Genomic DNA, 22,965 nt, shown 5'->3' with positions numbered 1-22,965 from the left:
TTCATTAGTTATTTGACCGGTTGATAAAAACTCAACGGCATGTTATTTCTTGCGACCATCAATACAGGTTTACTTCCCTGCAAATTCAACCATTTCATATCTCTCACTTCGCCATCAATATCTATTACGTTTTTATCGACAGTGAATTTATTTTTTGTTTTATCGAATGAAAATATACCCGGGCACAAAGCATCGTAACGGCCTTCGTATGGAATTGTTCCATAGAAATTACCGGCTGCTATAAAACTACCGGGCTTAGTTGCAGGTGCTGCAGAAAACGAAAAAACAGGAGCCAATTGCAACTCTTCCGGCAATTCTACTCGTGTAAAATGCCCTTTACCATCATTTAAAAAAACGGAAGAACTTAATGTTTCAGCTTTTAGTTCTGTATAATCTTTAAACAGGTCGTAGAACATATACTGTACCGTTTTGCCTGCAACCTCGCTGTATTGCAGATATACTTTTTTTAGAACCGGCAACGCTCTTTCCAATTCATCTTTTGCAAGGAAGGTATATTCATTACCAGCTACCGTATAAGCCATGACCTGCTCAACGGAACCATTTCCGTCAAAATCTCTTACATACAATTTCAGCGGTCCATCTTTACCTGCATAGAGTTTTGAATTATGCCCCCAATTTCCTGCCAGTATATCCATGAGTCCATCGCCATTTACATCGGCAGTATGAATTGTTTGCCATAATCCTGTTGATGCAGGAATATCAGTTGAAATAAACTTACCGTTCTTGTTGATGAATACTTTTACCGGCATCCACTCACCTGTAACAACAAGATCATTCCAGCCATCATTATTCATATCAGCAAAAGATGCAGCAGTAACCATGCCTGTATTCTCTAGATCAACTACTGCCGGAGGTGCGATTGAGAAATTGCCCTTCCCATCATTCAACAACAAGTAAGAAGGTTGTGCTTTGCCATATTGCCTGGCATCAACCAAACCGCCAACAAACAGATCTGTATCACCATCTTTATCAATATCAGCAACACTTACACAGGATTTGTTCTTCAGCAAGTTCGGAATCCTGTTCGTTGCAACTGTAAAATGCCCGGCACCATTGTTCATGTATAAATGATCAGATAAGGAACTGTCGCCATCTTTGTATTCATTACCTCCACTCACTACATACAGATCCTGGTTGCCATCGTTATCGGCATCAAAAAAAACAGCATCTACTTCTTCACTCATTTTTGTTGCAGAAAAAATTGCTGTATCAATATTTGTAAATTTTCCTGCGGTTGTTTGAACCATTAACTTACCAGGCTGACCGGATGCGCCGCATACATAAAAATCCTGCAGCCCATCTTTGTTTACATCAGCAACCGCAACTTTTGGCCCTTTGGTTGAAAGTTGATGAGGAATGAGATATTGTTTATTGTAATCAAGAAAATCATTTTCCCGGTGAGCATAATTCACCAGCAACTGCTGACTGATATCTGTAAATTGTCTTTGCTTTGCAGGGAACCACGCTGTATAATCAAACTTACCACCGGCTGCTGATTGATTTACTTCCATAAAACCTCTTGCCGGAATATTCTTGACCACCTGGTATTTCTGATTGGGCCAAACCACCAATATACTGTCGATATATCTTACACTATCCAGCCCAAAATGAAGTTTTGTATCACTTGATGATTGAAAGCCTCTTGTAAGCATCAGTTGCTGATACTGCACTTTACCACCTGAATACACCCATGCTTTCGAACCGATACCATACGTGTTGCCGTTATTACCAATAAATGCAATATCAATGGTTAATTTAGCAGGTGATTGATTCTTTAAGATCAAGGCAGGCGAATTGATACAATTGATCACTACATCAAGATTGCCGTCGTTATTTAAATCAGCGTAAGATGCACCATTGAAATAACCTTTCATATTCAGTGTACCCCACTCCTTACTTACATCTTTAAAATTTATGCCGCCATCACCCTTGTAGAAAAAAGGATGCGATGCACCATCAGGCATTTTATCAATTGCTACCTGATCATACTTATTCGTTTTGTTCACATCCATTTTCAACACGAGATCAGAAACAAAACGAACATAATCCAGATCAACAGGGCGCTTTACTATCCCGGTAGAAATGAACAGATCTTTATTACCATCATTATCAAAGTCAGCAAACAAAGGACTCCAGCTCCAATCAGTAGCTGAGATACCACTTTGTAAAGCAGTTTCGCTATAACTGCTGCCATTTCCATTATTCAACTGTAAACAGTTTCTTGAATATTGATTTTGATAACCATGGCCCATCAGCTTAAACTTATACGTATCCGGGTTCTCATCACTACCATATGTTTTCAATACTTTCTCATCGTAAGGAAGCATATCAACCGTTACAATATCCAGTTGCCCATCATTATTAATATCAGCAGCATCATTACCCATACTGAAACGGCTGTAATGTTTAAAATGCCCGGCACCATCTTCGGTAAACGTACCATTGCCGTTATTGAGATAGTAGTAATCATTCTCATGAAAATCATTACCCACATAAATATCTTCCCAGCCATCGTTATTAAAATCTGCAACTGCAATGCCTAATCCGTAACCAAGACTGCTTTGGTAAATGCCTGCTTCTGCTGAAACATCTTTGAACTTTCCGGAAGTTGAAAGTTCATTTCTGTAAAGCAGATCGCCTGATAGCATGTCTGGTTTTCTTCGTGCAGAAGTATCGAAAATATTTGCGTTTGGTTTTTGTGAATGATTGAGCAAATAACAATCAAGATCACCATCATGATCGTAATCAAAAAAAGCTGCCTGTGTACCGAAACCCGAAAAATTTAAACCGAACTTTTCAGCACTTTCAGTAAATGTGCCGTTGCCATTATTGATAAAGAGTTCATTTTGTCCTTTCAATCCATGATGAAGACTTGATGCAGAAACGTAGATATCTAACAAGCCATCAGCATTCACATCGGCCATGGTAACACCTGAACACCAATCGGCCGTTCCTTTAACGCCTGCTTTTTCGGTTATATCCTCGAATTGAAAATTACCTTTGTTTAAATAGAGTTTATTGTTTCCTTTAGAATTAGCCGTAAAATAAATATCCGGCAAGCCATCATTATTCAGGTCGCCGATAGCTACGCCACCTCCGTTATAGAAATACAAATAATACAGGATATTGAACATATCTTTATCCTTCACCTCATTTACAAACTGAATATTTGTTTGTGATGAAGGAAGACTTACGAATAAAGGGTTTTCTTTTTTCTCTTTACAAGAACTACATGAAATAACGAAGAAGCCTGCTGCGAGCAAGACAAGAGAAAAAGGTTTCTGATGAACCATAAGAAAAGAAAAATTAAAACCAATCAAGAATAAAAGGGCTGAAACAAAACTTGTTCAGCCCTTTTTATGAATACCCAACTGCTAAGAAACGTATTACATTTTACCGGTAAAAAGCGTTTGAACTTCAGCTGCAGTGAGCGCTTTGCTGTACAATCTGAATTGATCCATTTGGCCCTTGAAAGAACTTTGTAACCATCCACCTTCTCCATCGCCATCACCATCATTTCTTGGTCCTCTTCCTACTCTGAATTCACCCACTTTTGCACCAGCAAGACGAATAGCTCCGTGTCCTCCCCATGTTTTAACATTAGAGTTTGCCACGCCATCAATATAAAGCGTCATTCCACTTGTATTTGCATCATATACTAAAACCATATGACGCCATTGATCATTCACTAATCCGGAAATCGCTTCCCCACCAGCCCACTCAAACCACTTATCAGTAGCAGAACTGTTTGGATCAGCGGCGTTTGATGGGCTTACTACCATACATTTTATTGCGCAAGAAGTATTATTGCCCTCAAGAAATAAAAACATTACTGCATTACTCCAATGATAATTTCCGTCAGAACCTCTTAAGGAAAAAATGTGTTCAGGCCCATTGCCTCCAGCATTATTCAGTGTTTGTCCGTTTTTCTTGAACCAAACGGAAATAGAAAAACTACTGCTGCTACCAACCCATGAGTTGAATGAGGGGTATTTGATAAACTTCTTGGAAGCACCTTGTATTCCTTTTCCTCTAACTCCTGCAACAGAAGCAAGTGGGTTATCAGAAGGGAAATTTGCTTTAATACTATCCACAGCATTCATCAGTGAATTAGTGGTTGAGCCATCAAACGCTGCATAGAATTTCAGGGGACCATCAGGCGGATTACTATCCTGCGGATAATCTCCCAACGGTGGCTTATTCATTTTCTGGCAACCAAAAAGAGCCAGCATCAATACAGCCGATGCAAATATTATTTTGATACCATTTTTCATAATTGTTGTGTTTATAAATATGAATAAACTGTGTTTACGGCCATTCAGGATTTTGTGTAAGATTCGGGTTTGAATTCAATGCAGATGTCGGAATCGGGAAGTAACGATGCTTATTCTGATAGCCGTTGGCGCTTAATACAGTAGCTGCATCACCCCAACGAACCAGATCAAAGAAACGTTCAAACTCCATTGCAAATTCAAATCTTCTTTCTTTCTTCACTGCTGCACGCATCTGTGCCTGATCAACAAAATTTATATCAGGCAACCCTGCTCTTGTACGAACCTTGTTAACCCATGTCTTTGCATCATTTTGATTAGCAGCACCACCAATTTCATTAGCAGCTTCTGCAGCCATCAACAATACATCTGAATAACGCAACACTCTGTGGTTAACCCATGTGTTCTGGGCTTCATTATTTGGTGTACCCAAACCTGCAGCCTGGTAATCGCTGTATTGATTATATACTTTCTTGTTCCAGTACAAAGCATTGGTAAGATTGGGAACCACTAATCCATATCCACCGGTATTAGTACCACCGTCTGACTGATTTGAGAAAAGAATGGTCGCATCTTTACGAACATCACCTGCTTCATATGCACTTACAAGACTTGCAGATGGTGTATTCCAACCCCAGCCAAGATCCCAGGTACCAGAACCACGTACGCCCTGGCATTGTCCAAGACGACTCCAGTATGTGTTACCATCACCAGCTGTTTTTGATGCCTGTATTTCGAAGATCGATTCAACATTCAGTTCACCTTCTTTCTTCCATATTTTCCAGTAAGGCGTAAACAAATCGTATTTAGTTGAAGCGATCACATCTTTACAAAGTGCTAAAGCCGATGCCCATTGTTGTCTGTAAAGCAAAGCTTTTGCATGCAGTGTTTTTGCTGCATACGTTGTGAGACGGCCTTTATACTTTGTTTCCCATTCTGAAGGAAGATGCTGTGCTGCAAACGTAAGATCAGCATCGATCAATGCGTAGATCTGTGCAGATGGTGATTTTTGTATGTTACCATCTGATGGTGTATTGATCTTGAAATCAATTTTAGGCACATCGCCAAACGTTCTCACCAGATCAAAGTAAGCGTATGCTCTAAAGAATCTCGCTTCAGCTATATTGATCATTGAACCGGGATCGGTGTAACCACCTTTCTCAGCTTCATCCAACGCATCGTTACAAAGACCAATGAAAACATAGTGCTTATCCCAATACAAACCTGCTCCCCAATCATCTTTTGTGTATTGGAAATTATCATACGTTTGGTGCCAGGCAGAAGCACCGGGATCTGAAACGATCTCAGCATCGTCTGAACGGAAACCATTCATAGCCACCCATGGAATGCTTTGAAAGCCATCTCCACAATAAGGTTGTGCAGCAGAGTTACGGATGGCACCATATAAGCCCAATGCCTTTCCTTCCAATGCACCAACTTTAATATCATCAACAGTTGCCTGTAAGGGCTGTCTGTCGAGAAATTTTTTGCAACCGGTAATAAGTGTAATAGTGGGCAACGCAAGCATTGCAGCAACTACTAATTTTTTTATCTTGATCATGTTCAAAAGTTTAATTCGGTTTAGATTAAAAATTTGCATTGAGTCCAAATGTTATAACACGTGGTAATGCACTTCCTGCTCCGCCAAAATCCATTCCGAAAGAAAATGCATCTCCTGCAAATTCAGGTGAATAGCCTAAGTTACGTTTCCATGTCATCAGGTTTTGTACATTGAAGGTTAACTTCAGATTCTTTAAACCTGTTACCTTAGGAAACTTTCCGAATGTATATCCCAGTCCGAGGTTTCTGACCCTGAAATAACTTCCATCTTCAATACCGTAAGTAGAAGGCGCCCTGTTTACAAGGTGGTTCTGATTTACGATCGGAACGGTACTGGAAGTGCCGGCTGCTGTCCATGCCTGAGTATAATATTTCGGATAGTTGTAAACAGAGTTCTTTTGTTCTGATGTTCCCCACACTCTGTAAATTTCATTACCATAGCTTCCTGCAAAATCTACATTCAGATCGAATGATTTGTAACGGAATGTTCCATTGATGGCATACGTGAAATCAGGGGTCGGGTTACCGATCATTGTTCTGTCCTTATCATTTATAATGCCATCCTTATTCAAATCTCTGTACTTGAGATCACCCGGCTTAACACCACCACCATTAATTGTATTCACAGGTGATGCAAGAATGTCGGCATATGATTGATAAATACCATCAGCAATAAGACCGTAGAAATAACCAATCGGGAAACCTGTTTCAGCCTGGTTAGGCGTTTGCTCACTTGAAGAAATTGTTTTTCTTGCAGCAAACTCAAGATGCAACACTTTGTTTGCATACGTTGTAAGGTTACCGCCAATAGAAAAACTCATATCTTTTGTGATTTGCTGTGTCCATCCTGCAACAAACTCAAAACCTCTGTTCTCAATTGAACCGTTATTAGTAAGTGTTGGTAAAATACCTGATGGTTCGAGAAGAACGATGAGGTCATTTGTTTTCTTGTAATAATAAGCTGCTTCAAAATGTAAACGTCTGTTTAACATGTCTGCTTCAACACCAACTTCTGATGAGCTTACAGTTTCCCATTTCAGGTTCGGATCGAAAAGATAATCCGGAACATAAACAGGAATTAAATTATCACCAAATACAGCTGAAGATGTGGTAGAGAATGTTGGATATGCAGGATATGCTTTTCCTTGTGCAGTAAAGTTACCCAGCAAACCTGTTGATGCTTTTAACTTCAGGAAGTCGAATACTTTTTGGTTATCCATGAAGCTTTCTTTCGAAATTTCCCAAGCCGCACCAACTGCCCAGAAGTTTTGGAATTTCTTTGAATACTCTCTGTTGATCTGGCTTGCACCATCTCTACGGAAACTTCCGTTCAGATAATATTTGTTCTTGTAATTGTAAAGTACCCTTGCCAAACCTGATACAGTTGTGTACTCACTTTGGCCGGTTGGTATAATACTTTTAAGATCACCAAAACCTGTATTGAGATACCAGAAACGCTTCTCATCAGGAATGATATTTACACCCTGAGTTCTTTGGCTTAATGTACCACTCACCTGCTCGTAACTGCTGTAATAAGTTGTAAAACCTCCTGTTGCAGTTATTGAATGATCACCAAATTTCTTTTTGTAAGTAGCAATATAATCCTGTTGGAATGCTTTGGTGTTGATGATATCCTGGCGAACAGCTGTAAGACTGTTTCTTAAGAATACCTGGTTGCTTCCTGTTGCAGTTGGATCGTACAGATAATACAACGGAGTGTATTCCCTGTTATTACGGAAACTCATATCAGCATACCATGTACTTCTGAAGTTGAGGTCCTTTGTGATGTTGATATCAACAAATGTATTTCCAACAAAGCGGTAACGGCCATCAATCCGTTTGTTCCAGTTGTATTCCAATGTTGCCAATGGATTGGTTTCTGAATTCTGAATGATGGGTGTGTTAGAATACAGATCGTAATAACCAGAATCAACACCGTATGGATTTCTTGTGTAGAATTGTTTAGTTGCAGTAGGAACGATCGGTAATGATCTCCTTGCATTTTCTAAAGCGCCACTGTTATAAGGCAGATTTTCTTTAGAACCAATAATACCAAAACCAACCTTCCATTTTCTGTTTATTTTAAATTCATCATTAATGTTCATGGTCAAACGTTCGTATTTCACGTGTTTCACCAAACCTTCATCGTATGTATAACCTAACCCAAAATGGAACCTGTTCTTATCGGTACTTCCATCAATACTAAGATTGGTTGTGCTGAATGTTGCTGTGCGTGTTACCGCATCGATCCAATCTGTATTGCCTGGAAATGCTGACATACCCGGACCACCAACATTATTAACAAAGCTCAACAATGAATTTGATGCAGGATCATCTGCCACACGATTGTTGGCTTCAAATGTTAACAATGATCTGAATTCATCGCCATTGGCCAGTTGAATTTTATCAACCAGGTTTTTAACGCCAAACGTTGTATTGAAATTGATATTTGTTTGTCCAACTTTTGCACGCTTCGTTGTAACAAGAATTGCACCTGCCGCACCTTTAATACCAAAGATGGCAAGTGAAGAAGGATCTTTCAATACTTCAATACTTTCAATTTCACTTGGATTAACAAAATCCATGTTATCACTGAAAATACCATCGATAATATAAACGGGGCGAATGGTACCAACACTGATCGTTCCTCTGATCCTTACATCAGGTGCTGAACCGGGGATGGCAGTGTTCACAATGTTCAAACCTGCTACTTTTGATTGCAATGATGCAAGCGGGTTTGTATTTGGCTGGGAAGCAATTTCTTCACCTTTTACTTTGGCAATAGAACCGGTAAGATCTCTTCTGCTGGCAGTACCATAACCAATCACCACAACCTCATCCATTTTTTGTGTTGATTGTACCAGCTTAACAGTAAGTTGTTGCTTTCCTGCAACCGATACTTCTGTTGTGAGATAACCTACTGCAGAAATGATCAACACTGCATTTTCAGGAACAGTAATTGCAAAATTACCATCTCCGTCTGTAACAGTACCGTTGTTGGTTCCTTTCAGAATAACTGATGCTGCAGAGATCGCTTCTCCTGTTTCACTGGTTACTTTACCGGTAACACGAATATCTTTTTCATCGGGGTTTGATGAGCGGATAGCAACGAGGTTGTTTTCCAGCTGAACATAAGTGAGGCTTGTGCCTGCAAACAGGCGTTCCATCACTTCCCTGATGTTGAGATTTTCGAACTCAACAGATACTTTCTGCTTTAGATCTTTTAGTTTGGAATTATAGAGAAATCTGAAATCTCCCTGTTTTTGGATGCTGTTCAGCACCTGCGAAATTTCCGTGTTTTGAATTTTGAGTGTTATTGTTTGTGCGGTGAGGCCTGCCGAGGCATGAAACGTACACAACACAACAAGCATAATCGTTAGTTTCATAATCAATAGCGGCTTTTTTAAGGCATAGAGTGCCTTAGCAATCGAAGTCCTTTTTTTCATACTTTTAAGCTTTGGTAGTATAAATAGAGGAAACCGTTTCTTTTTACATAGCAAGCGGCTTCCAGATGAAAGAAAATTGTACTACTGATACGGGGAATGTTGGCGCATTTCCCGTTTTTTTTGCCGCTTAATTATGAAGAGTTTTGATGTTGGGTCATAATCAGTTGCAGTTTGGGGGTTGTTAATAAATAAGGACAGTTTTATCTTCAATCTTATATCGAAAATCTGTTGTGATCCGCAAGGCGTCAAGCGCCTGTTTGAGTGTTTCTTTTCGAAAATCGCCGTTCAGCAATTCATCTTCAAGCGACCTGTTCCTGAATTGAATCCGCACATCATACCATCGCTCCATTTTTCTTGCTACTTCGGCAAATGCTTCATCTTCAAAAACCAACTTGTTTTGCATCCATGATGTTTCTACTGCCATTGTATCATTGTCACGGTATGTTAAATGATCAATTGCAATGATTGGAAACTTGGGACTTTTGTTTACTGTAGCCTTTGGCAAAACATCAGCCTCTGCATTGTTCAATAACACTAATTTCTGGTTAGGTTTCAACAGGTACTTTTCTCCGGGGCGATTCTTTACAAATACTTCCACACTCCCCTGCACCAAACTGGTTTCAACTGTTTTATCATCCGGATAAGCCTTCACATTAAATTTTGTTCCCAACACCTTCACATCAATCTTTGATGTGTGTATAATAAATGGACGTTCCGGATTTTTTACGATATCAAAGAATGCTTCACCTGTAAGTTGCACTTCCCTGTTACCTGATTTGCCAATACGTGTATAATCAAGCTTACTTCCTGCATTTAACCAAACCGTAGAACCATCGGGTAACAGCATTTTAGTGCTAACGCCATTCTTTGTTGCTACTTCTTTTGGAGCTGCTGCTACATCGGCTGTAAGCGCTGATTCTTCTGCTGACGGCTTCTTTATAAAGAAAAATGCAATCACTGTAACAGCAAACAAGCTGACCATGGCAATCGCTTTTTTTCTTTTAGGGGTGAAAAAGGAAATATTTATTTTCTCAGGCTCTAGCTCTGGCTCATCAATATGTTTAGGCTCGATACCGAGCTTTTTCATTTTTTCGTAATGGAGATGATAGGTTGCTTCAAGATAATCAGAATCCTCCTGTGCCTCAGAATTCCATAGCTGTTCTATGGCTTCCATCTCGTGAAAAAGGGTGGGATTATCTTCGAGAAGCTGTTGCAATTCATGCAATTCTTCTATGCTGGCTTCATTTGCCAGTTTGCGTGAAAACAGATGCCAGATTTTATCTCTGCTCATAGTTGGTAATAGTAAGGAGTGCGAAATAGAGAAAATCCCCTAAAGACAATTCAACTTTTTTTGCGGAAGGGTGCGCCAAGGGCGGTTGTGATCTTTTTGAGGGCAATGGCCAGCTGGTTATCAACCGTTTTTACAGAGATATTGAGTAAGGTAGCAATATCCTTATAACGCATATTATCTTCCTTGGCCAGTTTAAAAATAAGTCGTGCCCGTTGAGGCAAATGATTGATCGCTGTTTCAATACGGCTAACACTTTCGGCCGATATCAACCGTTGTTCGGGATTTTGATAAATCGATTCCATGTTCACGTCTATCTCATCAATGGAAATAGTTGTGCGTTTATGCAATTGCTTTGCTTTGCGGATGGAATTATTTTTTACAGCTATAAAGATGTAGAGTTGCAAGTCGTCAATTGCATTGAGTTTTGCCCGGTCTGTCCAGATACCCATAAAGACATCCGATACGATTTCCTCAGCAACTTCTTTTGATTGAACAATACCTGTAGCGAAGCGTGTAAGCGAATTGAATAGAATAAAGAACAACTCTTTATAAGCAGTTTCATCTTCATAAACAGCAATTTGCCGCTGAAGATCTTTGATACTTTTATGTGGCTTCTTGTTTGGCACAACAATCAATCTGAACGTAAATTAATTTTATTTTACAATACGAGCCAAACTGATTTTGATCATGTCTTGCAAATTCTTCGAAAAATGTTGAAATGAAAAATCGAAATCTCGACAAAAGCAGCTCGAATGATAACATAAAAAAAGGGCTGCATTTGGTGCAGCCCTGATAATATGAAATTCTGTAGATTATTCCTGACTTACTTTCTCTTTTACTTTTTCAGCAGCCTTTTTCACTTCGATTTTAACCGGCTCCACTACTTTCTTTTTTAGTGTATCTGCAAGCTTGCCGCCTTTGCTTTGAAGGGTATCAATTACTTCATTCATTCCTTCCTGCGCTTTATCAACAAGGTTGCCGGTATCAGAAGCTTCAGCTGCTTCAGAAGATGTTTCTGTTTTTTCGTTGTCCGTTTTTTGTGCTTCGTTATTGCAGGCAGTTAAGAATGATGCTGCAAACAGTACGATCAAAAGTCTTTTCATTTTCGATAATTTTATTTTTGCTGATAGTATACAAAAATCGTTCTTATTTTTTACGGAAGAACAAACGCATAGGCGTTCCTGTAAATTGAAATGTTTTACGTAATTGATTTTCCAGATAATTTTTGTACGGTTGTTTCACATCATCAGGATGATTGCAGAAAAAAGCAAACGATGGAACAGGTGTTGGCAATTGTGTTACATACTTAATACTTACCGGCACACCTCTTACAACCGGTGGATGATAAGCCTGAAGCGATTTCTGAATTGCCTCATTCAATTCTGAAGTAGATATTTTACGTTGCCTGTTTTCTACCACCTGCAATGCCATTTCAATTGCCTGCATGATGCGTGTTTTCTCAACAGCAGAAATAAACAGGATGGGTACATCATTAAAAGGAAGCAAACGTTGCTTCAGTTCCTTTTCATAGTCACGTGCAGTGTTTGTTTCTTTTTTAATGAGATCCCATTTGTTCACCAGTACAACAATGCCCTTTCCTTTCTTGACCGCTAACGAATAAATATTAAGATCCTGTTGTGAAATTCCTTTCTCTGCATCAAGTACCAATAAACAAACATCGGCTTCATCCAATGCACGAATAGCACGGATCACAGAATAGAATTCCAGGTCTTCATTCACCTTTGTTTTACGACGGATACCTGCAGTATCGATCAATATAAATTCTTTATTGAAGAGATTATAATGTGTATGAATAGTATCTCTTGTTGTGCCGGCAATATCACTTACAATTGTGCGCTCTTCACCAAGCAATGCATTCAGTAAAGAAGATTTACCTACGTTAGGTTGACCAATGATCGCAAACTTTGGAACAGTTGACACCTCAACTTCAGCCTGGTCTTCAGGAATAATTTCTGCAACAGCATCAAGTAATTCACCACTGCCGCTTCCGGTCATACTACTGAGAAAAAATATCTTTTCAATACCCAATGCATAAAATTCACTTGCTTCCAGCAAGCGTTCGTGGTTATCAACTTTATTTACCGCCAGGAAAACGGGTTTGGTTGTACGACGTAACACATCGCTCATTGCTTCATCCAGATCAGTAATACCTGTTGCAGCATCGCACATAAATACAACAGCATTTGCTTCATCCAAAGCAATTTTTACCTGCTTGCGGATCTCTGTTTCAAATACATCGGTACTGTCAGGTACAAACCCACCGGTATCGATCAGGTTGAACGATTTGCCATTCCAATCAGCCACTCCATACTGACGGTCACGGGTAACCCCGCTCACATCATCCACAATTGCTTTACGCTCCTGCAATAAACGATTGAAGAATGTACTCTTGCCCACGTTGGGCCGACCCACAATTGCTACAGTAAAACCACTCATAATAAAACAGATAAAGTTGACAAAAGTACTGAATTAAACAGAAAGCAATGCAATCACTACCTGCCTCAGCACGTTCACAAACAGATTAAAAAAGATTAATTGTACCCGTATTCTTTCAAAAACAGATCGCTGTCTCTCCATTTAGGACGCACTTTTACAAACAGCTCCAGGAATACTTTTGAATCAACAAATTTCTCGATGTCCACACGGGCAAGTGTCCCTAACTTCTTGATCATTTCACCTTTAGTGCCGAGAAGAATTCCTTTTTGAGTTTCACGTTGCACAATGATGTCTGCAGAAATTTTGATCAATGATTGCTTTTGTTCAAAAGCCGTTACCACTACTGTTGTGTGATAAGGGATCTCTTCAGAGAACAGATCAAATATTTTTTCACGAACCAGCTCTGCCACAAAAAAGCGGGTGCTGAGATCCGTTAGCTGATCTTCCTCAAAGAAAGGCTCCCCTACAGGAACAAACTCAAGTATATGATTGATGAAAGTTTTCTTATTAACGCCTGACAACGCAGAGATCGTTACTACTTTTTTGCAGTAAGGCTTTCCTTCAAAGAAGGTTTTTGCTTCTTCCAGTTTAGCCGTATCAACAAGATCAAGCTTGTTTAATACAACCATGGCCGGCACTTTTAATCTGAGTGACGTAAACAGGTCTTCATTTTCCTGCCAGCTGTCTTTTACATCTACCAGCAACAGCGCCACATCTGCATCTTCCAATGCACTCTTTACACTGGCCATCATTTTTTCCTGCAGCTTGTATTTGGGATCAATGATGCCCGGTGTATCAGAAAACACCAACTGGTAATCGGAAGTTGTGAGAATGCCTTTGATGCGATGCCTTGTTGTTTGCACTTTCGATGAAACAATGGCCAATTTTTCACCAAGCAACGCATTCATTAAAGTGCTTTTGCCGGCGTTAGGCTTACCAAATATGTTTACAAATCCAACTTTCATGAAAAAACGCTGCCTGCTAAAAGCCGCAAGCTACAAGCTATGAAATAAAAAGAAAATCCCCCGCTTGGCGGAGGACTTTTGTTGCGAAGGGGAGGATCGAACTCCCGACCTTCGGGTTATGAGCCCGACGAGCTACCGCTGCTCTACTTCGCGGAATGGAGTGCAAAATTAAGGGTTCTGAGGTTAGCTCCCAAAAGAAAAAACAGAAAGGCAGAAAATATTTTCTGCCTTTCTGTTCATCATCTGGATAATTATCGAAAACTTATTTCGTACGTTTCTTTAAACTGGAAGCTCCTGTTGTTCTGAAATCACTAACTGACGCAGTGCCTTTATATTGAATATCACTTGCGCCGCTTGCATCCACTTTCAGATCTTTATTTACGGTGATCTTCACATCAGATGCACCGGAAGCTTCTGCCCTGCAATTTTCGGTGATAAGATCAAACCCTGTAAAATCACTTGCACCACTTACATCCACATCAAGATTTGTAACAGTGCCTGATAATTTTGAATTAGATGCACCACTCTGATCTACTGTTACACTTGCATAGCTGATAGCTCCTTTTAAACTGGAAGCACCACTTAAATCAACTTTCAGGTTCGATCCTTTCAGTACTCCATCGATCTTAATATCTGTTGCGCCTGAAACATCTAACTTATCAATATTCTTTACTGAAATATAAGCACGCAGCTTCCTGTTTTCATTTGTCCACTTCCATACTTTTTCATTATCGTAAGAAATTTGCAAAATGCCGTTCACTACGTTGACTTTAATACGGTCTCTGAATTTCTCTTCGCTTGCGCTTACCACAACTGCTTCTTCATTTCCCTGTTTTATGATCACATCAAACGCATTAGAAATTTTAATGCCATGAAAGCCACTTACTTTTCTTGCTTCAGCATTTTTATCATTGATCACAGTTGTTTCCTGTGCAAACAAAACAGGAGTTGCTGCAACAAATAACAGGATGGATAAAACAATCTTTTTCATTTTTAATAAGGTTTTTTATATGTGAATTAACTATCTGCTCTGCGAATCACTGCACCTATATGAGTGCCCACTTCGCTGATTTTTCCTTTTCCTTTGTAATAAATACTTCCACCGCTTGAAGAGTAGAGTTTCATTTCTTCCTGCACGGTTACTTCCACTTTGGCACCGCTGGTTGAGCGTATATCAGCTTTGCCCGCCGCCAGATCGTAAGCCCGCATTCTTGCACCACTATTGGCGCTCACATTAAAGGTTCCAGCCGAACCGGAAAGAGTTGAACTTGATCCGCTTTCTGTTTCCACCGTTAATTTTCCTGCTTCAACAGTACCCTTGAATTGGGCACCTGATTTCAGGAAAAGTCGCAGTGTTTCTTCTTTGATCTTTCCATTCACATTTACATGACTGCCTGCTGTTGCAGTTAACTGATCAAGACTTTTAAACGAAACGTACACCTTCAGTTTCTTTCCGGAGCTGGTCCAGTCGGCAAATGATTCACGATCGTAATAGATCCTCAGTACTCCATCTTCCACTTCCGTTTTTAAACGGCCGAGAAATTCATCACGTGAAGCACTTGCTGCCACTGATTCTTCGGTTGACTGTGATAAAAAAAGATCGATCCCATCTCCTACTTTAATAGTGTGAAAAGGTTTAATGGTTCTTTTTTCGGCGTTGGCATCTTGTATTTGTGTATCCTGTGCTTTTGCAAACAGGGCAATTGATAAGGTAAACAGGCTGAAAATCCACTTCTTCATAATTTCTGTTTTATGTGATACGGCAGTTGAAAGGAAAATGTTACAGCAAACCTGAAAGAATTTATCTTTGTGCCGTCAAAAAAGCGGTTAGCCGGTTTTTGACACAGATTCCCCGGGGTGCTTACCCGTCGGTTCCAGGGCCCGGAACCAGTACGGAGGCTGAGATCAAACCCGTAGAACCTGATCAGGGTAATGCCTGCGCAGGGAAGGAGGTTCTTCATGCATATTCCTCTCTCCGTTACGCAGCATTTCCAATTCAATTTTTAACCGTAAAAGTGATTCAGAAATGAAAAAATTGATGCTGGGAATGTTGATGATTATTTCACAACAACTCGCAATGGCTCAGTACAAACTGAGTGGTGTCGTCAAAGAAAAAAACAACAATGAGATCGCCGTTTCAGGTGCAACGGTTGAAGTTGCAGGCAATGGCACAACACAAACCGACAGTGAAGGAAGATTCTCTATTTTACTAAGGCAAAAAGGCAATTATCTCGTACGCATCAGTACTGTTGCCTTTAAACAATTTGAAGAAACAATTGCAGTTACTGAAAAAGAAACAAAGCTCACTGCAACGTTGGAAGCACAGCCGTTGTTCCTGAAACCTGTAGAAGTTTCGGCCATACGTGCAGGCGACCGTATGCCGTTTGCCAAAACCAATCTCAACAAAAAAGAAATTGAGAAGATGAATTTGGGACAGGATCTCCCGTTTATTCTTAATCAAACGCCATCAGTGGTAATAAATTCTGATGCAGGCAACGGCATTGGTTATACAGGCATCCGCATACGTGGTACTGATGCTACACGGATCAACATGACGTTGAATGGAATACCTTATAATGACGCAGAAAGTCAGGGTTTGTTTTTTGTGAACCTGCCCGATTTTTCTTCGTCAGTAAATTCTATTCAAATACAACGTGGCGTTGGCACCTCATCAAATGGTGCAGGTGCGTTTGGTGCCACGCTCAACCTGAGCACAAATGACTTCAATGAAAAGCCGTATGCTGAATTGAATAATGGATTCGGGACTTTCAGCAGCTTGCGTCATACGATTAAAGCAGGATCTGGTTTGATCGGCAAACATTTCACCATCGATGGCCGTGTATCGTTAATTAAAAGTGATGGATTCATCGACAGAGGTTCATCAAACCTGCGTTCGGCTTATTTATCTGCAGCTTATATTAATGAAAAAACTTCTCTTCGTTTAAATGCGTTCACCGGAAAAGAGAAAACTTACCAATCGTGGAATGGAATTCCTGAGGCAAAACTCAGAGGAGATGAAGCAAAACTGCTGGAACATTATTATAACAACTATTACTTGTACGATACAAGGGAAGATTCAATAAATCTTTTCAGACAAGATAATAATCGTACTTATAATTACTTCCTTTATAACAATCAAACCGACAACTATCGTCAGGATCATTATCAACTGTTGTTAAATCATGAAGTAAATAAAAGCTGGAATATCAACGCCGCATTATTTGCCACACGTGGACTCGGTTATTACGAAGAATACAAACGCAATGAATCATTGGATGATTATGGTCTTGCAGCTGTTGAATCAGATATCATTCGCCAGCTTTGGTTAGATAACTGGTTTTATGGATCTACATTTTCGGCACAATACAAACGTAACAATGATCAATTAACTTTTGGTGGCGCTTTTACCCGTTATGATGGCAAGCATTATGGAAAGATCATTTGGAGTGAAGAGCCGGTGACGAAAGATTATAAATGGTATGATCTTACTGCTTATAAAACCGATTTTAATTTTTATACAAAGTATCAGCGTCGCATCAACAGTCGCTGGGAAGCATTTGCTGATGTGCAATACCGAAATGTTAATCATGTGATTAAAGGGTTCCGAAAGAATCCATCATTGCAGTCAGGAGGCAACTTCAACTTTGTTAATCCAAAGATCGGCATCTCCTATGCTGATGGAAATGGCTGGCTTGGCTTTGCATCTTTCAGCATTGGCAACAAAGAACCCAACCGTGATGATTTTGAAGCAGGTGTAAACCAACAGCCAAAGCATGAAACGTTGTACGACTTCGAATTGAATATTGAACAGCGGAAAGAAATGTATAACTGGAGCGTTACCGGTTATTATATGCATTATAACAACCAACTTGTTCTTACAGGAAAAGTAAATGATGTTGGCGCTTACAATCGGATCAATGTTCCAAAAAGTTATCGTGCCGGTGTTGAATTACAGGCAGGAGTTAAACCAGCTTCATGGTTCAATTTTGCAGGCAACCTTACATTGAGTGATAACCGCATTCTCAATTTTACTGAATATGTGGATGATTATGATAATGGCGGACAAAAAGAAAATTCCTTTAACAGTCCGGCGCTCTCCTTCTCTCCTTCTGCAGTTGCAGGCTTTACACTCAACTTTATTCCGGTTAAAAATGGTGAAATCAGTTTGCTGAATAAATATGTATCACGCCAGTATCTTGACAATACAGGAAATAAAGCAAGAAGCATTGATCCGTTTTTTGTAAGTGATCTTCGTTTGAATTACGCCATACGCTTTAAAGGCGTAAAAGAGATCAATCTTACCTTCCAGTTAAGCAATTTGTTTAACAGGATATATGAAACGAATGGTTACAGCTTCAGCTACATTTATGCTGCACAAACCGTTACAGAAAATTATTACTATCCAATGGCCGGAAGAAATTTCATGGCCGGAATCAACATCAAATTATAAAAAAAGAAAGGGCACTTAAATAAGTGCCCTTCTTTTTTATTTCGATTTATTTATTTCAAACACCGAATTTTTCTCTCCAGTTAAGCATACCGCCTGTAAGATTAATCACATTGGTAAAACCCATTGTCTCTGCAAACATGCAAGCCTGTCCGCTGCGGTTACCACTGCGGCAATAAAAAATCACTTCCTGGTCTTTTAAACTTTCCAGTTCATCCACATCCATTGACAAAATACGTCCAAGCGGATATAATGTGCCACCAATATTGAAATCTGCATGCTCATGCGGTTCACGCACATCAACAATATTCAATTGTTCACCTGCATCAATTCTTGCTTTTAATTCTTCAGCAGTAATGGTCTTCATTTCTATAGTTTTAATATTCGTTTTCTGTTTTTTGTTCAACCACAGGTTTTGGTCGTTGAATGCTATCGATCTTTGTACGATCCATACTGATCCAAAGATCAATTAACTGTCCGCCACGGATGCGAATTGGTCTGCCTTCATCATCACGCACTGGCGGGTTTTGTCTGATGACAAATGCAGCTGAACTGTCTGCCACTGCCCCATCAACCACAACTGCACCCAACAAAAGATCATTACTTTCCAGTAATACTTTTGCTTCCGCAAAGGTAAGCCCCAGCAACACAGGAACTGGCACTTCCGTTTGTTTAATACCCCCTCCTAACACAAGACTGATGCGGCTGCCCATTGGGATCTTCGTTCCCTGTCGTATAAGATTACCATTATACGTTTGCTCAAGGATTGAGCCCACAGCAAAATCAGGTCGTTGAGAAGTATCTCCAAGTTTTAATCCAAGCGCATTTAATTGCAGTAAAACACTACGGAATGTCTGGCCTACAAAATTGGGCATTGAAACCAATGGTGGTTGGGCCCGGTTAACAGTGAGATATACGGTCCGGTTGATCTTTACCAATTCTTCCGGAAGCGGCGATTGTTTTACCACCGACAAGCGGGGAAGACTGTCGTAATAAATACTATCCTGCACCTCTACCTGGAAACCCTGTTGCTCCAGCATTGTACGGGCTTCATCTATATTCTTTCCTTTAACCTCAGGCACTTTCACATATTTACCATGTTGCGTAATGCGATCAAGCAATTGAAAAAACACAAACACTACTGCAAGGCCAAGTAAAATGGCGATGAGCAGGTTGATAAAAAAAGAACGGTTTGTAACGAATTGAAACACGGGTATTGAATTTAATGTAAACTATCTTATTTGGCGATCGGTCATTGCCTGATCAATTAAAGCTGCATAAAAATCATCAAGATTCCAACCCATCGCTTTCACCTGTTGTGGCACAATACTCGCATCACTTTGCCCGGGAATGGTATTGATCTCAAGCATAAACGGTTCGTTACGCTCTTCATTGTAGATAAAATCGATCCTGATTACACCCGCACAGTTAAAAACCGCATAAACCTTTTTTGCGGTATCGCTCACCTTTTGATAAACCTCATCACTTGCTTCAGCGGGTGTTATTTCTGTACTCTTACCCTGGTATTTTGCTACAAAATCGAAGAACTCCATATCGGCATCGGCCTTTACTTCGGTCATTGGCATTGCTACTATTTCGCCCTTATGTTTAAACACACCAATAGTGAATTCTCGGCCGGTGATCATTTCTTCCACCAACACCTGACTATCTTCATTAAATGCTTTTTCAATTGCGGCCGCAAGATCTTCCTGTTTGCTTACTTTGCTCATACCAATACTGCTGCCGCCATTATTCGGTTTTACAAATACAGGTAGCTTCAATTTGATGGCACTTGCATCAATTGGCTGATGTTTGAACAGATGTACACTCTTGGCCACATTGATCCCTGCAAAAGCAGCAACCGCAACTGTGTATCGTTTATTGAATGTAATGGCTGATGTAGCCGAACTGCAGGATGTATATGGCAATCCTAGCACATCAAAATAACCTTGCAGTTTTCCATCTTCACCCGGTGTGCCATGCATGCCGATGAAGACGCAATCGAAACTGATTTTCTTACCGTCAACGATAATCGTAAAATCGTTTTTATCTACGGGTGAAACGTGCTTATCTCCCACTTTATAAAACCAGCCTTCGTTTGTAACATCAATTACAAACACGTTAAATTTCGACTTATCGAGATGATTATAGATGGTAGTAGCGCTTTTGTAAGAGATCACTGCTTCGCCGCTATACCCGCCCGTAACAAGGGCAATATTCAATGGTTGATTCATTTACCGGATGGTTTTATTGCTGCTACCGGTTTTGTTCATGAACCGGGTTTGTATTGTATTTTCAGGCAGGCTTTCCTTGTCAAGAATCCTGCCAGTAATTTCTATTATTCGATGCCTTCCTTGTCAATGCCGGGGTTGCCGGTGTCGATCACAAATTTCCATTTGCCGTCGTCTTGCTTGCGCCAAACATTTAAGTAAGTACCCATTAAGGTGGTATCGGCTGTTGCAACCTTGTACACACCGTAAGTATACCCCATATCACCTGAAGATGCAATGTCTCCACCTTTAGGTTCCCATGTCATTGTAAAGGAAGTGTCTTCCTGGGCATTTAAAAATTTAATAACGTCTCCTTCTACAATTGGTAAAAAACCGGGGCGAAGCAATACCGCATCATCAGCAATGTATTCAAGAAAGGCCTTTTTCATTCCGCTTTTTTCGCTTGCGGCTGAAAAAGCTTTATCGGTATCAACCATTTCCTGCAGTTGCTGCTCTGCAGCTACCATATTTTCAGTCTTATCTGTTTTGTTGAATTCCCAACGGCATGAAACCAAAAACACAAGCAACACTGCTACAAACGATAACTTCTTCATGCGTGCAAGATATAAAAAGCAAGGTGAAGGTTTTCAAGCCTTCACCTTTTTTTAACGGGAAATATCACCCGCTGTATTCCGGAATCGTTCTTACGGGAACTCATCCATCTGAGAGAAAAATTATGCCAAGTGTAAACGATCCTTTCTTGCCATCAGGTCTTCAACTGTTTCTACATACATTTCATCAGGCACACAGCAGTCAACCGGGCAAACCGAAGCACACTGAGGTTCTTCGTGAAAACCCTGGCACTCCGTACACTTGTTTGGAGTTATATAATATGTATCCATACTTACCGGTGCGTTCTTAGCAGCGGCATCAACCACACTGCCATCAATTAAGGTATAAGAACCTTTAACGGTTGTTCCATCTGCTATCGCCCATTCTACACCACCTTCATAAATTGCATTATTTGGACACTCCGGTTCGCATGCACCACAATTAATGCATTCTTCTGTAATTTTTATAGCCATACTGTTTGAAAATTTTAGGGTTAGTTTTGAATTACTTTTGCATCTCAAATGTAAAGCAAAGCACTGAATGAATTTACAACAAAGACTGGAAATTTTACACCAACTAAGGCAATATATTTCTGAACAACCCATCGAATGGCAAAATGCCTGCAGACAGGCTGAACAACTAAACAATTGGTTTACACAAAGATTTATACAAACAGCAGCAGAAGCTGTTGCCAACAATTTTTTAAACAATGATCTATTACGTGATTGGGCTGATCACTATCATCTCGATGACAACGTTACTCCCAAGACTGTTGGCATTGTAATGGCCGGAAATATTCCGCTTGTTGGCTTTCACGATTTTCTTTGTGCTTTTGTGAGTGGACATAAACAAGTATGTAAACTCTCATCGAAAGACGATGTGCTGCTGAAACATCTTGTAACAAAGATGACAGAGTGGAATCCTGCTGTAGCAGAACGTGTTCAATTCAACAGTATGTTGAAAGATTGCGATGCATACATTGCAACAGGCAGCGATAACAGTGCCCGTTATTTTGATTATTACTTTGGGCGCTATCCTTCCATCATAAGAAAAAACAGAACTTCGGTAGGTATATTAACAGGCAGTGAAACGGAAAATGAATTGTCGTTGTTAGCGGATGATGTAATGCAATATTTCGGTTTGGGTTGCCGCAACATTACCAAGTTATACGTACCAAACGGTTACGATTTTGTACCACTGTTAAATGCACTCAGGAAATACAGCTGGATGTTTGATCATCATAAGTATCGCAACAATTACGATTACCAGTTGGCGATCTACCTCATGAATAATATTTACTACATGACCAATGATTGTGTTGTGTTGATCGAGAACGAACAGGTCTTCTCACCTATTGGCACGCTACATTACAGCTACTATGAGCAACAAGCCGATGTGATCAATAGCCTTAAAGGAAATGAACAGGTACAGGCAATTGTTGGCAATGATCTTATTCCGTTTGGCCAGGCACAGCAACCGGGACTGATGGACTATGCAGACGGAGTTGATGTGATGGCTTTTTTACTGGGATTGTGAGTTTAAGACCAACCCTCATTCAAACATATTACTCTAGATTGGGATACATATAAACACTTAAATACGCCATAATTTGTTTAAGTGTTTCTCTATATTTTTTCGACTTCCCTAGACAGCATCTTGCTTTTCAGGCCTCCGGAGAGTATTTT

At 40.0% G+C, this 22,965-nt stretch carries 18 protein-coding genes, 1 tRNA gene and 1 riboswitch; of the genes, 2 read left to right on the top strand and 17 right to left on the bottom strand.

Features of this window, described 5'->3' with window-relative positions:
* Positions 1–8 precede the first annotated feature (8 nt).
* From H4075_RS08365 to H4075_RS08310, 12 genes are all read right to left on the bottom strand, one after another.
* Positions 9–3,314, bottom strand: coding sequence for a VCBS repeat-containing protein (locus H4075_RS08365; RefSeq protein WP_182805874.1), 3,306 nt, complete (start codon positions 3,312–3,314; stop codon positions 9–11).
* Between the two features lie 93 nt (positions 3,315–3,407).
* Positions 3,408–4,295 (bottom strand): LamG domain-containing protein, encoded by an 888-nt coding sequence (locus H4075_RS08360; protein WP_182805873.1) that lies wholly within the window; start codon positions 4,293–4,295, stop codon positions 3,408–3,410.
* Between the two features lie 34 nt (positions 4,296–4,329).
* A complete protein-coding gene (locus H4075_RS08355) occupies positions 4,330–5,853 on the bottom strand; it encodes a RagB/SusD family nutrient uptake outer membrane protein (protein WP_182805871.1) in 1,524 nt (507 codons plus the stop codon).
* Between the two features lie 25 nt (positions 5,854–5,878).
* Positions 5,879–9,238 carry a TonB-dependent receptor gene (locus H4075_RS08350; protein ID WP_182805869.1) on the bottom strand — a complete coding sequence of 1,120 codons (3,360 nt, stop codon included), beginning with the start codon at positions 9,236–9,238 and terminating at the stop codon, positions 5,879–5,881.
* A 241-nt stretch (positions 9,239–9,479) separates the two neighbouring features.
* A complete protein-coding gene (locus H4075_RS08345; protein WP_182805867.1) occupies positions 9,480–10,589 on the bottom strand; it encodes a FecR family protein in 1,110 nt (369 codons plus the stop codon).
* A 50-nt stretch (positions 10,590–10,639) separates the two neighbouring features.
* Positions 10,640–11,215 carry an RNA polymerase sigma-70 factor gene (locus tag H4075_RS08340; protein ID WP_182805865.1) on the bottom strand — a complete coding sequence of 192 codons (576 nt, stop codon included), beginning with the start codon at positions 11,213–11,215 and terminating at the stop codon, positions 10,640–10,642.
* A 186-nt stretch (positions 11,216–11,401) separates the two neighbouring features.
* On the bottom strand, positions 11,402–11,692 hold the full coding sequence (locus tag H4075_RS08335; protein ID WP_182805864.1) for a hypothetical protein: 291 nt from the start codon (positions 11,690–11,692) through the stop codon (positions 11,402–11,404).
* A gap of 43 nt (positions 11,693–11,735) precedes the next feature.
* Positions 11,736–13,046, bottom strand: a complete 1,311-nt coding sequence (der, locus tag H4075_RS08330) for a ribosome biogenesis GTPase Der (protein WP_182805862.1) — start codon at positions 13,044–13,046, stop codon at positions 11,736–11,738.
* A gap of 95 nt (positions 13,047–13,141) precedes the next feature.
* Entirely contained in the window at positions 13,142–14,011 is an 870-nt protein-coding gene (gene era, locus H4075_RS08325) for a GTPase Era (RefSeq protein WP_182805860.1), read from the bottom strand.
* A gap of 81 nt (positions 14,012–14,092) precedes the next feature.
* Positions 14,093–14,164: transfer RNA gene (locus H4075_RS08320), tRNA-Met, on the bottom strand.
* A 109-nt stretch (positions 14,165–14,273) separates the two neighbouring features.
* Complete coding sequence (locus H4075_RS08315) at positions 14,274–15,002, bottom strand: head GIN domain-containing protein (RefSeq protein ID WP_182805859.1); 729 nt, start codon at positions 15,000–15,002, stop codon at positions 14,274–14,276.
* Positions 15,003–15,028: 26 nt separating this feature from the next.
* Positions 15,029–15,751 carry a head GIN domain-containing protein gene (locus tag H4075_RS08310; RefSeq protein ID WP_182805857.1) on the bottom strand — a complete coding sequence of 241 codons (723 nt, stop codon included), beginning with the start codon at positions 15,749–15,751 and terminating at the stop codon, positions 15,029–15,031.
* A gap of 103 nt (positions 15,752–15,854) precedes the next feature.
* Positions 15,855–15,975, top strand: a riboswitch (TPP riboswitch).
* Between the two features lie 62 nt (positions 15,976–16,037).
* Here H4075_RS08310 and H4075_RS08305 point away from each other — a divergent pair.
* Positions 16,038–18,461: a TonB-dependent receptor gene (locus tag H4075_RS08305; RefSeq protein WP_182805855.1), complete on the top strand. Its 2,424-nt coding sequence runs from the start codon at positions 16,038–16,040 to the stop codon at positions 18,459–18,461.
* Positions 18,462–18,516: 55 nt separating this feature from the next.
* On the opposite strand, the gene H4075_RS08300 is transcribed toward H4075_RS08305, so the two are convergent.
* From H4075_RS08300 to H4075_RS08280, 5 genes are all read right to left on the bottom strand, one after another.
* Positions 18,517–18,825 carry a rhodanese-like domain-containing protein gene (locus tag H4075_RS08300; RefSeq protein ID WP_182805854.1) on the bottom strand — a complete coding sequence of 103 codons (309 nt, stop codon included), beginning with the start codon at positions 18,823–18,825 and terminating at the stop codon, positions 18,517–18,519.
* A 10-nt stretch (positions 18,826–18,835) separates the two neighbouring features.
* Positions 18,836–19,669 carry a PASTA domain-containing protein gene (locus H4075_RS08295; protein ID WP_182805852.1) on the bottom strand — a complete coding sequence of 278 codons (834 nt, stop codon included), beginning with the start codon at positions 19,667–19,669 and terminating at the stop codon, positions 18,836–18,838.
* Positions 19,670–19,690: 21 nt separating this feature from the next.
* The gene (locus tag H4075_RS08290) at positions 19,691–20,692 is read right to left on the bottom strand and encodes a D-alanine--D-alanine ligase (protein ID WP_182805850.1); all 1,002 of its coding nucleotides are present in this window, start codon (positions 20,690–20,692) and stop codon (positions 19,691–19,693) included.
* 104 nt (positions 20,693–20,796) lie between these two features.
* Complete coding sequence (locus H4075_RS08285; RefSeq protein ID WP_182805848.1) at positions 20,797–21,282, bottom strand: YybH family protein; 486 nt, start codon at positions 21,280–21,282, stop codon at positions 20,797–20,799.
* Between the two features lie 120 nt (positions 21,283–21,402).
* Positions 21,403–21,753 (bottom strand): 4Fe-4S dicluster domain-containing protein, encoded by a 351-nt coding sequence (locus H4075_RS08280; RefSeq protein WP_182805846.1) that lies wholly within the window; start codon positions 21,751–21,753, stop codon positions 21,403–21,405.
* 67 nt (positions 21,754–21,820) lie between these two features.
* On the opposite strand from H4075_RS08280, the gene H4075_RS08275 reads away from it, so the two are divergent.
* Positions 21,821–22,816 carry an acyl-CoA reductase gene (locus H4075_RS08275; protein ID WP_182805844.1) on the top strand — a complete coding sequence of 332 codons (996 nt, stop codon included), beginning with the start codon at positions 21,821–21,823 and terminating at the stop codon, positions 22,814–22,816.
* The last annotated feature ends 149 nt before the right edge of the window (positions 22,817–22,965 follow it).

Source organism: Lacibacter sediminis, from assembly GCF_014168535.1.
GTDB classification, from domain to species: domain Bacteria; phylum Bacteroidota; class Bacteroidia; order Chitinophagales; family Chitinophagaceae; genus Lacibacter; species Lacibacter sediminis.
This window is presented reverse-complemented; position numbering and strand designations above follow the sequence as displayed.